The sequence below is a fragment of the Mesorhizobium sp. M0077 genome (assembly GCF_040322955.1).
In the GTDB taxonomy this organism is placed as follows: Bacteria; Pseudomonadota; Alphaproteobacteria; order Rhizobiales; family Rhizobiaceae; genus Mesorhizobium.
The window spans coordinates 1-15,167 of record NZ_JAMYUL010000004.1 but is presented as its reverse complement, the minus strand read 5'-3'; the positions used below and the strand labels follow the sequence as shown (position 1 = coordinate 15,167).

The window sequence follows — 15,167 nt, the reverse complement described above, 5'->3', positions numbered from 1 at the left end:
GATCAACAGGGTAGAGGAAGGGCGCCAAGCTGTCCGAACCGGCGCCCGTCCTCCGAAGCAAAGGCTCCCTTCCTCTCCCTCCGGAGGGGGGAGAGGTGGCGCCGCGAAGCGGCGACGGAGTGGGGGAACCACTTGGCAACCAGGCGCAATCATCATCTTGTCCCGCGCGGATGATGGGTCCTACCCCACGATCATATCGATCTTGGCCGGCCGCCCCGCAACATAGACCTCGCGCACCGCGCGGTCGTCGCCCAATGTCTGCAGCAGGAACAGCTCCTCCGCCAGCGTCCCCACAGTCTCCATCCTCAGCCGCATCGCCGGCGTGGCGCGGGCGTCGAGCACGGTGATGTCCGCGTCGGTGCCTTCATCCAGCGTGCCGACCTTGTCCGCCACAGACAGCGCCTCGGCATTGCCACGCGTTATCTGCCAGAAGGACTGGAACGGGTTCAGCTTTTCGCCATTCAGCGCAATCACCTTGTAGCCCTCGTCCATGGTGCGCAGCATCGAATAGTTGGTGCCGCCGCCGACATCGGTGGCGGCAGCGATCCTGAGCGGCTTGTCGCGGCGACGAAAGCGCTGGTAGTCGAACAGGCCGGAGCCGAGGAACAGGTTCGAGGTCGGGCAGAACACCGCCACCGAGCCTGAGTCCGACAGCGCATCGGCCTCTCGTTCCGAGAGATGGATGCAGTGGCCGAACAGGCTCTTTGGCCCCAGCAGGCCATACTGCTCGTAAACATCGGTGTAGTCGCGCGCCTGCGGATAGAGTTTTTGCGTGAAGGCGATTTCGGCGTGGTTTTCCGACAGATGCGTCTGCATGTGCAGGTCGGGGTTTTCGCGGCAGAGCGTGCCGGCCATCTCCAGCTGCTCGGGCGAGGAGGTGATGGCGAAGCGCGGCGTGATCGCATAAAGCTGGCGGCCCTTGCCGTGCCATTCCGCAATCAGCGCCTTCGTATCGTCATAGCCGGATTGCGGCGTGTCGAGCACGCCTGCCGGCGCATTGCGGTCCATCATCACCTTGCCGGCAATGTTGAGCATGCCGCGCGCATGCGATTCGGCAAAGAACGCTTCGGCAGACGCCTTGTGCACCGAGCAGTAGGCGGCGACCGTCGTCGTGCCGTGGCGCACCATCTCGTCCAGGAACAGCCGGGCGATGCGGCGGCCATGCTGAGCGTTGGCGAATTTGGTCTCTTCGGGAAAGGTGTAGGTGTTCAGCCAGTCGAGCAGTTCGGCGCCGTAGGAGGCAATGACCTGCATCTGCGGAAAATGCGCATGCGCATCGATGAAGCCGGGCAGCAGCAGATGCGGCCGATGATCGATCTTTTTCGCACCGTCGCCCGCTTGCTTTTCGACTTCCGTGTAGCTGCCTACGGCAACGATCCGGCCGTCGCGGATCAGCAGGCCGCCATCCTCCTCATAGCGCCAGGCGGCATGGTCGTCGATGGCTTCGGGCCAGCGCAAAAAACTTAGGGTGCGGCCGCGCAGAAGTGTGGAGGTCATCCCTATTTCCCTGCGCCTTCGAACCAGGCGACCAGCAGCGCCCGTTCCTTGTCGCTGATCTGGGTGACGTTGGCGGGCGGCATGGCGTGGCTGCGCCCGGCCTGCAAATAGATTTCACGCGCATGCTCGGCAATGCCGGCGTCGGTGTCGAGCATCACGCCCTTCGGCGCATGGTAGATGCCTTCATAGACCGGCTCGGCCGTATGGCACATCGAGCAGCGGCCAAGCACGGTGTCGCGCACCGCCGGGAAATGCGACGAGGCGATATAGACTTCGGCCGCGGCGGATGCCTTGAGCTCGCCGGTCAGTATTTTCGGCGCTGTCGACAGCCACATGATGATGACGAACAGCACCGCAGCCGCCATCCAGGTCCAGTGCGGGTTGCCGGCACGCTTATGCACGGTGTTGAAATAGTGCCGGATCAAGACGCCGATGATGAACACCAGCGAGGCGATGACCCAGTTGAACTCCGTCGCAAACGCCAGCGGATAGTGGTTCGACAGCATCAGGAACAGCACGGGCAGCGTCAGGTAATTGTTGTGCAGCGAGCGCTGCTTGGCGATCTTGCCGTATTTCGGGTCGGGCTTGCGGCCGGCAATCAGGTCGGCGACGACGATCTTCTGGTTTGGAATAATCACCATGAAGACATTGGCCGACATGATCGTGGCGGTGATGGCACCGAGATGCAGGAAAGCGGCGCGGCCGGTGAACAGATGCGTCAGCCCCCAGGCGATGAACACCAGCACGCCATAGAGCACCAGCATCAGTCCGGTGTCACTTTTGCCGAGCGGCGACCGGCAGAGCAGATCGTAGACAACCCAGCCGACGCCGATCGTCGCCATCGACAGCAGGATGCCCACGGGAACCGACATGGACAGAACATTGGGGTCGATCAGGAACAGGTCGGCGCCGGCATAGTAGACCACGCACAGCATGGCGAAGCCGGACAGCCAGGTGGCGTAGGATTCCCATTTGAACCAGGTCAGGTGTTCCGGCATTTCGGCCGGCGCCACCAGATATTTCTGGACGTGGTAGAAGCCGCCACCATGCACCTGCCATTCCTCGCCGGATGCGCCGACCGGCATGCCGGGGCGCTGGCGCAGGCCAAGGTCGAGCGCGACGAAATAGAAGGACGAGCCGATCCAGGCGATGCCGGTGACGACGTGCAGCCAGCGCACGGCGAAACTCAGCCAGTCCCAGAAAATCGCGAAATCCATCATGTGAAATCGTCCCTGCCGATCGGCTGACTTTACGGTGTGGGGCGCAAACGAAAAGAGGCGAGGTGTACGATGACTTTCAAAAAAAAATGGAAAATACTAGGCTGACCACGTACGCCGCCACATAAAGAGCCACGAATGGCCTATCTCGACAACATCGCCGTCTTCGTCCGCGTCGTCGAGCTTGGCAATCTCTCGGCGGCGGGCCGAGACATGCGCATTTCGCCGGCGGTCGCCTCCAACCGCATCAAGGAGCTGGAAAAACACCTCGGCGTGCGGCTGTTCAACCGCACCACACGGCAATTGATGCCGACGGAGCATGGCACGGTGTTCTACTCCGGCGCCAAGCAGGTGCTGGAGGCGATCACCGAGGCGGAAGCCGCGGTCTCGGCTCTTTCCGGCCAGCCGCGCGGCACCATCAAGGTGACCGCCCCGCTCGGCCTTGGACGGCGGCTGGTGGCGTCGGGCATTCCGGATTTCCACGACAAATACCCCGATATCGAGGTGCGGCTGAGGCTCTCCGACCACAATATCGACATCATGAAGGAAGGCATCGACGTCGCCTTCAAGCTCGGCATCATCGAGGATTCCAGCCTGCGGATGCGCGGCATCATGGAATGTGAACGCGTGCTGGTGGCGGCACCGAAATATCTCGAAGCGCGCGGCGAGCCGGTGGAGCCACAGGAGCTGATCGGCAAGAAGCACGACTGCCTGATGCTGCGCTATTCCGGGGCGCGCGAATATGTCTGGACGCTGCAGACGCCGTCCGGCCCGCAGAAATTCGAGGTGCACGGCCCCTACGACACCGACGATGGCGATGTGCTGACCGGCTGGGCGCTGTCGGGCCGCGGCATCATCAACAAGCCGCGGTTCGAAGTGGAACCTTTCATCCGCGACCGGCGGCTGCAGGTCATCCTGGCCAGCACACCGCCAACGCCGGTGCAGTTCGCCGCCGTCTATCCGCACAAGAAGCTCCAGGATCCAAAGGTGCGGCTGCTGCTCGACTTCATGGCCGAGCGTTGCCAGCGGCTGATCAAGGATTTGCTGGCCGGCAAGTGAGGGGCTGTTGGCCCAGTCGCCAGGATTGTCTTACAAGCAGGTGACCTTAGGTTCGCATACGCTGCCCTATGATCGATGGTCCCATGCCGACTGACCAGCAAGCCACAATGCATCTTGCCGTTTCGCTCAACATTGCTTGCGGGCAGCCGCTCGGGTTTAGCGACCTGGCCGGCTTAGCCAAGCAAGCGGAAGCGGCGGGGCTGGACATGATTGTCCTCGATGATTCCGCGCCGAACAGCGCCGGGTCGAGTTCTTTCGAAGCGACGACCTTGCTGGCGGCGCTGGCGACGATGACAAGTCGGATCGGCCTTGTCGCTGCAGCCTCGACGGTCGCTCACCAGCCGTACAATCTGGCGCGCCGTTTTGCTTCGCTCGACATCATCAGCCATGGCCGCGCCGGCTGGCACGCCACCATGGCGCAGGCGCCAGGGGAAGCCGCCAATTTCAGCCGGCCGGATGGATTTTCCGACGATGTGTTCCGCCGCCGCACGCAGGAATACATCGGCATCGTTCAGCGCCTGTGGCAGGGCTGGGATGCCGACGCGCTGCTGTTCGACAAGATCGGCGGCCGCTTCCACGATCCCGAAAAAATGCACCTGCTCGACCACAAAGGCGAATTTTTCTCCGTGCGCGGGCCGCTGAACGTCGCGCGCTCGCCGCAGGATACGCCGGTGCTGGTGCTGTCCGGCCTGTCCGAGGCCGACCTGGATATCGCCGCCCGCACCGCCGATGTCGTCCTGCTGGACAGACCCACAAAGGACCCCAAGGCGCGCCATGACGATCTCAAGCGCCGCGTTGTGGCCTGCGGACGCGATCCGGGTGCGGTCAAGCTGCTGCTGAACGTTGGCGCAGATGTCGCTGCCAACGCGCTCGAAACATGGTTCAGCTCGCAAAGCTGCGACGGGTTCAACATCGCAATACCGCCTGCGGCGATTGACGGTTTCATCGGCCGCGTGCTGCCGGAATTGCAGCGCCGCGGCCTCGTCCGCCCGGATTATCCCGGCACCACCTTGCGCTCTCATCTCAGACTTGCCGGAGGAGCGCAATGACCCGCCAGATGAAGCTTGGCGCCTTCCTGTGGGCGACGGGCCACCACATCGCCGCCTGGCGTCACCCCAAGGCGCATGTTACTGCAGGCATCGACATCGATCATTACATCCAGCTGGCGCGCACGGCGGAAGCGGCGAAGTTCGACATGGTGTTCTGCGAGGACGCCGCCGGTCTGCGCGAAGCCAATGTCGGCATCGCCAGCCAGACCTCACGCTCGATCGGCTTCGAGCCGATCAGCCTGCTGTCCGCGCTCGCCGTGCAGACCAGCGGCATCGGCCTCGTTTCGACGGCGTCGACCAGCTACAACGAGCCCTACGGTCTGGCGCGCACCTTTCTGTCGCTCGATCATCTGAGTGGTGGCCGGGCTGGCTGGAACCTGGTGACGTCGGCCAGCCCCATCGAAGCCGCCAATTTCGGCGCGATGGGCCTGAAACCCCATGCCGACCGCTACGAGCGGGCGCGCGAATTCGCCGAGGTGGTATCAGGACTTTGGCAAGGCAGTGGCTTTCACGGTCACAACGGCCAGAGCTTTTCGATGCGCGACCCGCTCGACCTGCCGCGCTCGCCGCAGGGCGCGCCGGTGATGGTGCAGGCCGGCGCCTCGGATGTCGGCCGCGACCTTGCCGCCCGCACCGCCGACGTCGTGTTCACGGCGGCGCAGACCCTCGAGGAAGCCAAGGGCTTTTACGACGACCTCAAGGGCCGTATGGCTGCCTATGGGCGTCAGCCCGACGACATCAAGATCATGCCGGGCGTCTCCCCCGTGGTGGCGGAAACCGAGGCCGAAGCGCGGGAGAAACAGGAGGAATTGCAGGCGCTGATCCCCGACGATGTCGGCGTGGCGCTGCTGTCCAGCTATCTCAGCATCTCCGATCTCGGGAGCTATCCGATCGACGGACCGATGCCCGAGCTGCCGGAGACCGAGGGAATGAAAAGCCGCCAGGCGCTGGTCATCGAACAATCGCGCCGCAACGGCCTGTCGATCCGCCAGCTTGCCCGCCATTTCGCCGGCGCACGTGGCCATTGGCGTATCGTCGGCACGCCGGCGCAGATCGCTGACGAATTGCAGGCGCGGTTCGAGGGCGGCGGCGCGGACGGCTTCAACGTCATGCCGTCATACTTCCCCGGCGAGCTCGATGCCTTTGCCACGCTGGTGGTGCCGGAACTGCAGCGGCGCGGACTGTTCCGTCGGGAATACGAAGGCAGCACCTTGCGAGATCATCTCGGCCTGAAGCGGCCTGCTTAGCCGCGCCGAAGCTTAGCCGGCCATCATCTTATGCTGGACTTGATGGTCGGCATTCGGCGCGGTGTTGTGAACGACCAGCGCCGTCATGATCTCGGCCGCGGCCAGCGCAGCTATGACCGGTGGGCGCTTGTCCTTGACCGCATCGCCGCCGATCGGCGAGACGAGGCGGGCGAACTCAGCCTCCGTGCCCTCAGCCGATTTCAGGAACCAGTTCCTGAACGTCGCTCTCTTGGTTTTCGAGCCGATCATGCCGACATAGGCCGCGTCGTCGCGCTTCAGCGCTTCGGCGACGATGAGGAAATCCAGCGCATGGTCGTGGGTGAGGATGGCGAAGGCGGTGCCGGCGGGGGCGTTTCGCACCTCGGCCTCGGGCATCGGCGTCAGCCGCGTCTCGACGGTTTCCGGCATGCCTTCCAGCGCTTCGGCCCGCGTCTCGATGACGACACCACGCACGGGAAGAAGTGCAACAGTCGAGGCCAGCGCCCGGCCGACATGGCCGCCGCCGAAGATATAGACATGCGGCAGGTGGGCTTCCTCGGCTTCTGCGGCCGCGATCAGCTCGGCAGTAAGCGCGGCATCGACGACACGGATCAAGACTTCGACGCGCCCGCCGCAGCACTGGCCGATCTCGGGGCCTAGCGGCACGTCAAGCGTGGCGCAGACTTCGTCGAAGCCGATGCGGGCTTCTTTACCCTCCCCCTTGGGGGGAGGGTCGGTGAGCGGACGCCGTGTGGCGGCGTCAGCGAAACGGGGTGGCTTGGCACGATCGTCCGCCGCCCCCCCCCCCCCGGGGGGGGGGGGGGCGGCGGCGCCCCCCCCCCCCCCCGCGGGGCGGGGACGCCCCGCCCGACCCTCCCCACAAGGGGGAGGGTGAAGACCCCACCATCTGCCTCGCCTTGTCGATCGCGATGTACTCGAGCTGACCGCCGCCGATCGTGCCAAAAGTCGCCGCCTGCGAGACGAGCATGAAGGCGCCCTTCTCGCGGGGGGTCGAGCCCTTGGTACTGGCCACTTCGACCAAGGCAAACCGGTCGGCGCTGGCGAGAAAAGCTCTGAGGCTTTGCACTTTCGACTTCATATTTCGCATTCCCGTACGGGAAATATAGGGTTTTTCAGTCTGAATTGCACGTTTTGCCAGAATCCAGGTCAGAGTCAGGCGCTATTCTTGGCTTCACCCTTCAGCCGTTGGATCGCCATCAGCACCCTTTCTGGTGTTGCAGGAGCGTCGAGACGCGGACAGGCCTTATGATCGGCCACACTTGCCACCGCGTCCGACAGCGCATGCAGCACAGACATGCCGAGCGGGAAGGGCGGTTCGCCGACCGCCTTGGAACGGTGCACCGTCGGCTCGTTGGCCTCCGGCCAGTCGGCCAGCGTGACGTTGAATATCTTCGGCCGGTCGGACGCGAGCGGGATCTTATAGGTCGACGGCGCATGCGTGCGCAGCCGGCCCTTGTCGTCCCACCACAGCTCCTCCGTCGTCAGCCAGCCCATGCCCTGGATGAAGCCGCCCTCGATCTGGCCGAGATCGATGGCGCGGTTCAGCGAGCGGCCGGTTTCATGCAATATGTCGGTGCGCTCGACGACATATTCGCCGGTCAGCGTGTCGACCGAGACTTCCGAGCACGAGGCGCCATAGGCGAAATAATAGAACGGACGGCCCTCGCCCTTGTCACGGTTCCAGTGGATTTTCGGCGTCTTGTAAAAACCCGCCGCCGACAGTTGGATGCGGGCCATATAGGCCTGCTTGACAAGGTCGGTGAAGGCGATCTCCTGGTTGCCGATGCGCACCCGGTTGGGCAGGAAAAGCACCTGCTCGCGCGGCACCTGGTATTTTTCGGCGGCGAAGTCGGTCAGCCGTTCCTTGATCTGGCGGGCGCCGTTCTGCGCCGCCATGCCGTTGAGGTCGGTGCCGGACGACGCCGCGGTGGCCGAAGTGTTGGGCACCTTGCCGGTGGTCGTCGCGGTGATCTTGACCTGGTCGAGGTCGATCTGGAACTCTTCCGCCACCACCTGCGCCACCTTGACGTAGAGGCCTTGCCCCATCTCGGTGCCGCCGTGATTCAGATGCACCGAACCATCGGTGTAGACATGCACCAGCGCGCCGGCCTGGTTGTAGTGGGTGGCTGTGAAAGAGATGCCGAATTTGACCGGCGTCAGCGCCAGGCCGCGCTTGATGAAGCGGCTGTTGGCGTTGAAGGCCTGGATGATGCGGCGGCGCCCCGCATAGTCGGCGCTCGCCTCCAGCTCGGCGACGATGCGGTGGATGATGTTGTCCTCGACCGTCTGGTGATAAGGGGTGACGTTGCGGCCCCCGTCTTTATCACCACTGGTGCCATAAAAATTCTGCTTGCGGATTTCGAGCGGGTCCTTGCCGACGGCAAAGGCAACCTCGTCGATGACGCGTTCGGCGCCGACCATGCCCTGCGGGCCGCCGAAGCCGCGAAACGCCGTGTTCGACACGGTGTTGGTGTAAAGCGGCGCCGATTGCGCATGCACCGCCGGCCAGAAATAGGTGTTGTCGCAATGGAACAGCGCGCGGTCGGTGACCGGGCCGGACAGGTCCGAGGAAAAGCCGCAACGCGCCGCGAACATGAAGTCGACGCCAAGAATGTTGCCGGCGTCGTCGAAACCTACTTCGTAGTCGACGAGGAAGTCATGGCGCTTGCCGGTGGCAATCATGTCGTCGTCACGGTCGGGCCGGATCTTGACCGCGCGATGGTGTTTCTTGGCGGCGATCGCAGCCAATGCCGCAAACTGGTTGCCTTGCGTCTCCTTCCCGCCGAAGCCGCCACCCATGCGGCGGATTTCCACTGTGATGGCGTTGCTCGGCACGCCCAGCGCATGGCTGACCATATGCTGGACTTCGCTCGGATGCTGGGTCGAGGAATAGATGGTGACGTCCTGGTCCTCGCCAGGAATGGCCACTGCGATATGGCCTTCGAGATAGAAATGCTCTTGGCCGCCGATGCGCATCTTGCCCTTCAGCCGGCGGGGCGCCGCCTTGATCGCGGCAGCGGCATCGCCACGCTTCAGCGTGAGCGGCGGCGTGACCAGCTTGTCCTTGCGGGGGTCGAGATCGCCAATGTCGGTGACGAAAGGCAATGGACTGTATTCGACCTTGGCCAGCCGGGTGGCGCGGCGCGCCTGTTCGCGCGTCTTGGCAATAACGCAGAAGATCGGCTGACCATAAAACTGCACCTTGTCGTCGGCCAGCACCGGCTCGTCGTGTCGACCGGTCGGCGAAATGTCATTTTCGCCCGGAACGTCCTTGGCCGTCAGCACATCGACGACGCCCGGCGCCGCGCGCACCGCCGACAGATCCATTTTGCTGATCGTCGCATGCGTCGCCGTGGACAGGCCGAGGCAGCAATGCAGCATGCCCGCCGGTTCCGGCATATCGTCGATATAGACCGCGCTGCCGCTGACATGCTTGTGCGCGGAATCGTGGCGCTGGTCGGCGGCGACGCCACCGGAAATCTTCTGCGCCTTGAGATCTGGAGAGGCGTGCTTGTTCATCAGGCCGCCTCGTTGCGTGACACCTGGAACGGCGCCTTGCTGCCGCTGGTTTCGGCAAAAAAGCGCAGCAGCAGGTTCCTGGCCGCCAGCGCCCGGTACTCGGCCGATGCCCGCATATCGGTCAGCGGGGTGAAATCGCCGGCATATTCAGCCATGGCCGCTTCCACCGTTGTCTCCGTCCACGGCTTGCCGAGCAGCGCTTTTTCGACACCGAAAGCCCGCTTCGGGGTGGCCGCCATGCCGCCATAGGCGATGCATATATCGGCCACGGTTCCGTCCTTGGCCAAGTCGAGGAAAAAGGCGCCAAGGGCTGCGGTGATGTCCTCGTCGCGGCGCTTGGTGATCTTGTAGACGGCAAACTTCGTGCCCTTGGCCGGCACGGGAACGTGCACGGCCTCGACGAATTCGCCTGGCTGCCGGTCCTGCTTGCCATAGGCGATGAAGAATTCCTCGAGCGCGATGGTGCGCCGCTTCTTGCCGCGGCGCAGCGTCAGCTGCGCGCCGAGCGCGATCAGAGGCGGCGGCGTGTCGCCGATCGGCGAACCATTGGCGATGTTGCCGCCGATGGTGCCCATATTTCGTACCTGCTCGCCGCCGATGCGATCGAACAACGGCCCGAGTGCCGGGATGCGCTTGGCCAGTGTCGCGAAGGCGTCGGTGTAGGTGACGCCGGCGCCGATGGTGATGACGTCATTGTCTTCGGAAATCGCGCACAGCCCGTCGAGATTGCCGATGAAAACCACCGGTGAAATATCGCGCATATGCTTGGTGACCCACAGGCCGACATCGGTCGAGCCGGCGACAACAGTGGCGTCGGGTTCCTTATCCAGTACAGCGGCGAAATCATCGGCGTTGGCGGGCACGATCAGCCGCTGCTTGCCGGTGCCGATTTCGACGCGGGCGCCGTCACGCATGGTCTCGAGCCTTGCCGTGATTGCCTTGCGCTCCGCCGCCAGCGGATCCTTAGCCGCCTTGCCGTAGGTGGAGATGGCGCGCGCGGCGCGTATGATTGCCTCGTAGCCAGTGCAGCGGCAAAGATTGCCTTGCAGGGCCTTTTCGATCGCCGCATTCGACGGGTCCGGCGACTTCATCCACAGGCCGTAGAGCGACATGACGAAGCCCGGCGTGCAGAAGCCGCATTGCGAACCGTGGAAATCGACCATCGCCTGCTGCACCGGATGCAAATGGCCTGATACGCCGCGCAGATGTTCGACCGTGACGACATGAGTGCCGTCGAGCGAACCAAGAAAACGGATGCAGGCGTTGACGCTTTCATAGACCAGCCCAGTGGCCGCAAGTTTGCCGACCAGCACCGTGCAGGCGCCGCAATCGCCCTCGGCGCAGCCTTCCTTGGTGCCGCGCAGCGAGCGCTCAAGCCGCAGCCAGTCGAGCAAGGTCGCATCGGGCGCCACCGACGACAGCGCGACATCCCTGCCATTGAGGATGATGCGGATCTCGTTGCGTATGGTGATCTTGGCCATGCGTCAGCTCCCCCTGTAGGTCGAGTAGCCATAGGGAGAGATAAGCAATGGCACGTGATAATGCACGGATTCTGCCATGCCGAAGCGGATCGGCACGCTGTCGAGGAAGGCCGGTTCCGGTAATTTTGTCCCTTGGCCGCGTAGATAATCGCCGGCGGCGAAGACCAGTTCGTATTCGCCAAGGCGGAATTCCGCTCCTGCCAGCAACGGCGCATCGCAGCGGCCGTCGGCATTTGTGACAACGGTCTTCAGATGTGTCCGTGCGTTGCCCTCAAGGTGATAAAGCGCGATCGACAGGCCCGCCGCCGGCTTGCCGGTCGCGGTGTCGAGCACATGCGTCGTCAGGCGACCGCCATCGGCTTTCGACGTTTCTGCCACTGGCGCCTCCCATTTCCAGAACGAACTGGCCCGGTACAATCGAACGAAGCAATGAATTGTGCGCCAATTAAAGGCGATGCATAAGTCCCGGTCGAGCGGAGCGGCACAAAAACACTTTCAAAAATTTCGGGGGAATGCGCAGGCAGCCCTTTCGACTATCCTGATCACAACTTCCGGCAGCGTCCGGCAGGGAGGGGCAATGCGTTACTCTAGAGACATGCGCGGCTATGGAGCCAATCCGCCGGATCCAAAATGGCCTGATGGCGCGCATGTAGCCGTGCAATTCGTCGTCAACTACGAGGAAGGCGGCGAGAACTGCGTGCTGCACGGCGACAAGGCCTCGGAAGCCTTTCTGTCGGAAATCGTCGGCGCCGCGCCCTGGGTCGGCCAGCGCCACTGGAACATGGAATCGATCTACGAATATGGCGCGCGGGCAGGCTTCTGGCGGCTGCTGCGCCTGTTCAGCGAGGCGCAAGTGCCGGTGACCTGTTACGGGGTCGCCTCAGCATTAGCCCGGTCGCCCGACCAGGTGGCGGCGATGCAGGAGGCCGGCTGGGAAATGGCCTCGCACGGGCTGAAATGGATCGACTACCGCGACCACAGCGCCGAGGACGAGCGCCGCGACCTCGAAGCGGCGATCAAGCTGCACTACGAGGTGACAGGCCAACGGCCGACCGGCTGGTACACCGGCCGCACCTCGGTCAATACGGTGCGGTTGGTGGCCGAAGAGGGCGGCTTCGACTATGTGTCGGACACTTATGACGACGAACTGCCCTACTGGTTCGAGCACAGCGGCGGCGCGCAACTCGTCATCCCCTACACGCTCGATGCCAACGACATGCGTTTCGCCACGCCGCAGGGATTCAATTCCGGCGACCAGTTCTTCGCCTATTTGAAGGACAGTTTCGACACGCTCTATGCCGAGGGCAAAGCGGGCCGGCCGCGGATGATGAATATCGGCCTGCATTGCCGCCTCGTCGGACGTCCCGGGCGGGTGGCGGCGCTGAAGCGCTTCGTCGACTATGTCAGATCGCACGACAAGGTCTGGCTGGCACGGCGCGTCGATATCGCCAGGCACTGGCAGGAGAACCACCCCTACCAGCCGGCGGCGCTCAAGCCGTCGAAGATGGCGTTCGAGACCTTCGTCGACACTTTCGGCGGCGTGTTCGAACATTCGCCCTGGGTCGCCGAACGTGCCTATGAGCTGGAGCTTGGGCCGGCGCACGACAGCGCCGGCGGCCTGCACAATGCGCTCTGCCGCGTCTTCCGCGCCGCCAGCGAAACCGAGCGGATCGGCGTCCTCAACGCCCATCCCGATCTCGCTGGCAAACTGGCCAAGGCGCGGCGGCTGACGGCGGAATCCACACGCGAGCAGGCTTCCGCCGGCCTAGACGCGCTGACCGACAAGGAGCGCGAGCTGTTTTCCAAGCTCAACGCCGCTTACGTCACCACCTTCGGCTTTCCCTTCATCATCGCGGTGCGGGGCAAGACCAAGGAGGAGATCCTCGCCGAGTTCGAGGCGCGCATCGGTAACAGCCGCGGCATCGAACTCGATACCGCCTGCAAACAGGTCGAGCGCATTGCGCTGCTCCGCCTGAAAGACATGCTCCCGCTCTAATGAAATGACTGAGGGGTCAGGACCCAATGGATATGATCAAGACTGACCAGAAAACCTATTACGCGCCGCATGGCGGCCATCCCGGCCAAAATGAGCTTTTGACCGGCCGCGCCGTCTTCACCGAGGCCTATGCGGTCATACCAAAGGGGGTGATGCAGGACATCGTCACCAGCCCCCTGCCGTTCTGGGACGAGACCAGGGCCTGGATCATCGCCAGGCCGCTTTCGGGTTTCGCCGAGACATTTTCGCAGTACATCGTCGAGGTCCTGCCCGGCGGCGGCAGCGACCGGCCCGAGCCGGACGCCGGCGCCGAGGGCGTGCTGTTCGTGGTTGAGGGCGAGTTGACCGTTTCGCTGGCCGGCAAGAAGCACGTGCTGCAAGCCGGCGGTTTTGCCTTCCTGCCGCCGGACAGCGGCTGGACGGTGCGCAACGAAGGTCGCGACGCCGTACGCTTCCACTGGATCAGGAAGGCCTATGAGGCCGTCGACGGCATCGACGCGCCGGAAGTCCTGTTCAGCAGTGACCAGCAAATGGCGCCGACGCCGATGCCCGGCACCGAGGGTCGCTGGGCGACGACGCGTTTCGTCGATCCAGCCGACATGCGCCACGACATGCATGTCACCATCGTTACGCTCGAGCCTGGCGCCGTCATCCCGTTTGCCGAGACGCATGTCATGGAGCACGGGCTCTATGTCTTGGAAGGCAAGGCGGTCTACCGCCTCAACCAGGACTGGGTCGAGGTCGAGGCCGGCGACTTCATGTGGCTGCGCGCCTTCTGCCCGCAGGCCTGCTACGCGGGCGGCCCAGGCAAATTCCGCTATCTCCTTTACAAGGACGTCAACCGGCACGCCAAGCTCGGCGGGGCGGGCATTGGCGGTCGCGCGCGGTGACCCGCATCACAGCGCGGCCGCTGACGCGCGAAAGCTTTGCCGGCTTCGGCGATGTCATCGACATGGGCGGCGGCAATCACTACCCGATCAATGGCGGCAAGACCGAGCGCTACCACAATCTCGCCACCGCTGAAGCCGCGGGACCGAATGCCCGCGTGCTGATCTCGATGGCGCGCGGCACGCCTTACGACCTGCCGCTGAAGCTGACCATGGTCGAGCGCCATCCCTTGGGCAGCCAGGCGTTCATCCCGCTGTCGCCGCGGCCTTTCCTGGTCGTCGTCTGCCATGACGGCCAGGACGGTCCGGGCGAGCCGCACGCCTTCATCACCGCACCCGGGCAAGGCGTCAACTATCCGCGCAATCTCTGGCACGGCGTGCTGACGCCGCTCGGCGAAGCGCAGGATTTCGTCATCGTCGACCGCGGCGGTGACGGCTCCAACCTCGAAGAGTTCCATTTCTCGCACCCCTACGAAATCCATCTCCCCAACGAGACCTGAGAAATGACCGACATATCGCTGATCGACCGCCTGCTCGATGTCATCGAGCACGACATCGTGCCGAAAACGGCAGAGGGCGTGGCCCATGGGAACAAGCTGTTCGGCGCCGCCATCCTGCGGAAGGGCGACCGCTCGCTGGTGCTGGCCGAAACCAACAACGAGATGGAAAATCCGCTCTGGCATGGCGAGGTGCACTGCCTGAAGCGTTTCTATGAAATGCCGAAAGCCGAGCGCGTCGACACCAAGGACGCCATCTTCATCGCCACGCATGAGCCCTGCTCGCTCTGCCTGTCGGCGATCACCTGGACCGGCTTCGACAATTTCTACTACCTCTTCAGCCACGAGGATTCACGCGACAGCTTTGCGATCCCGCACGATCTGAAAATCCTGAAAGAGGTCTTCACTCTTGATCCCGGCGGCTACAATGCCGAGAACGCTTATTGGAAGAGTTTTTCCATTCGCAGGCTGGTGCGGGCGCTGCCCGAGGCCGAGCGCGGCCGGCTTGAGGCAAGGATCGGCAATATTTCCGCCCGCTACGACGAACTGTCCGGCGCTTATCAGGCGCGCAAGGCCGAAAACGACATTCCGCTGAACTGACGCGGATTGCCTAGGTGTTTGATCCCAGGCTTTGATGGCGCATACTTTTCGTCCGAATCAAAGGATGCGCTATGGGCCAGGTTCTTCATGGGAGCGCCACGACGACAGAGGCGATCCG

The 15,167-nt window shown here is 63.7% G+C and carries 12 protein-coding genes and 1 pseudogene; 7 read left to right on the top strand and 6 right to left on the bottom strand.

The window, feature by feature from the left end:
• Window positions 1-180 precede the first annotated feature (180 nt).
• Window positions 181-1,497 carry a guanine deaminase gene (guaD, locus tag NKJ57_RS09840; RefSeq protein WP_352510579.1) on the bottom strand — a complete coding sequence of 439 codons (1,317 nt, stop codon included), beginning with the start codon at window positions 1,495-1,497 and terminating at the stop codon, window positions 181-183.
• A 2-nt stretch (window positions 1,498-1,499) separates the two neighbouring features.
• Window positions 1,500-2,717, bottom strand: a complete 1,218-nt coding sequence (locus tag NKJ57_RS09835; protein ID WP_023752456.1) for a urate hydroxylase PuuD — start codon at window positions 2,715-2,717, stop codon at window positions 1,500-1,502.
• A 135-nt stretch (window positions 2,718-2,852) separates the two neighbouring features.
• Here NKJ57_RS09835 and NKJ57_RS09830 point away from each other — a divergent pair, with 135 nt between their 5' ends.
• From NKJ57_RS09830 to NKJ57_RS09820, 3 genes are all read left to right on the top strand, one after another.
• The gene (locus tag NKJ57_RS09830; protein WP_023671373.1) at window positions 2,853-3,773 is read left to right on the top strand and encodes a LysR family transcriptional regulator; all 921 of its coding nucleotides are present in this window, start codon (window positions 2,853-2,855) and stop codon (window positions 3,771-3,773) included.
• A 107-nt stretch (window positions 3,774-3,880) separates the two neighbouring features.
• Window positions 3,881-4,822: an LLM class flavin-dependent oxidoreductase gene (locus NKJ57_RS09825; RefSeq protein ID WP_023752455.1), complete on the top strand. Its 942-nt coding sequence runs from the start codon at window positions 3,881-3,883 to the stop codon at window positions 4,820-4,822.
• Entirely contained in the window at window positions 4,819-6,069 is a 1,251-nt protein-coding gene (locus tag NKJ57_RS09820; protein ID WP_023752454.1) for an LLM class flavin-dependent oxidoreductase, read from the top strand. Before NKJ57_RS09825 ends, NKJ57_RS09820 begins: the two co-directional genes overlap by 4 nt.
• 12 nt (window positions 6,070-6,081) lie before the next feature.
• Here NKJ57_RS09820 and xdhC read toward each other — a convergent pair.
• The 4 genes and pseudogenes from xdhC to uraH all read right to left on the bottom strand — a co-directional run bounded on the left by xdhC (window position 6,082) and on the right by uraH (window position 11,447).
• Window positions 6,082-7,147 (bottom strand): annotated as a pseudogene (gene xdhC / locus NKJ57_RS30895) (xanthine dehydrogenase accessory protein XdhC).
• A 74-nt stretch (window positions 7,148-7,221) separates the two neighbouring features.
• Window positions 7,222-9,588 (bottom strand): xanthine dehydrogenase molybdopterin binding subunit, encoded by a 2,367-nt coding sequence (xdhB, locus tag NKJ57_RS09805; RefSeq protein WP_352573695.1) that lies wholly within the window; start codon window positions 9,586-9,588, stop codon window positions 7,222-7,224.
• Window positions 9,588-11,069, bottom strand: a complete 1,482-nt coding sequence (gene xdhA, locus NKJ57_RS09800; RefSeq protein WP_352513784.1) for a xanthine dehydrogenase small subunit — start codon at window positions 11,067-11,069, stop codon at window positions 9,588-9,590. The genes xdhB and xdhA overlap by 1 nt, the downstream gene beginning before the upstream one ends.
• Before the next feature lie 3 nt (window positions 11,070-11,072).
• On the bottom strand, window positions 11,073-11,447 hold the full coding sequence (gene uraH / locus NKJ57_RS09795; protein WP_352513783.1) for a hydroxyisourate hydrolase: 375 nt from the start codon (window positions 11,445-11,447) through the stop codon (window positions 11,073-11,075).
• Between the two features lie 199 nt (window positions 11,448-11,646).
• Between uraH and puuE the strand changes: the two genes are divergently transcribed.
• From puuE to NKJ57_RS09775, 4 genes are read left to right on the top strand one after another with little or no spacing between them, the layout of a single operon-like run.
• Entirely contained in the window at window positions 11,647-13,065 is a 1,419-nt protein-coding gene (gene puuE / locus NKJ57_RS09790; protein WP_352513782.1) for an allantoinase PuuE, read from the top strand.
• Between the two features lie 32 nt (window positions 13,066-13,097).
• Window positions 13,098-13,955: a bifunctional allantoicase/(S)-ureidoglycine aminohydrolase gene (locus NKJ57_RS09785; protein WP_460221618.1), complete on the top strand. Its 858-nt coding sequence runs from the start codon at window positions 13,098-13,100 to the stop codon at window positions 13,953-13,955.
• Entirely contained in the window at window positions 13,952-14,452 is a 501-nt protein-coding gene (locus tag NKJ57_RS09780) for an ureidoglycolate lyase (protein WP_352513781.1), read from the top strand. Before NKJ57_RS09785 ends, NKJ57_RS09780 begins: the two co-directional genes overlap by 4 nt.
• Window positions 14,453-14,455: 3 nt before the next feature.
• Window positions 14,456-15,049 (top strand): nucleoside deaminase, encoded by a 594-nt coding sequence (locus NKJ57_RS09775; protein WP_023683488.1) that lies wholly within the window; start codon window positions 14,456-14,458, stop codon window positions 15,047-15,049.
• Window positions 15,050-15,167 lie beyond the last annotated feature (118 nt).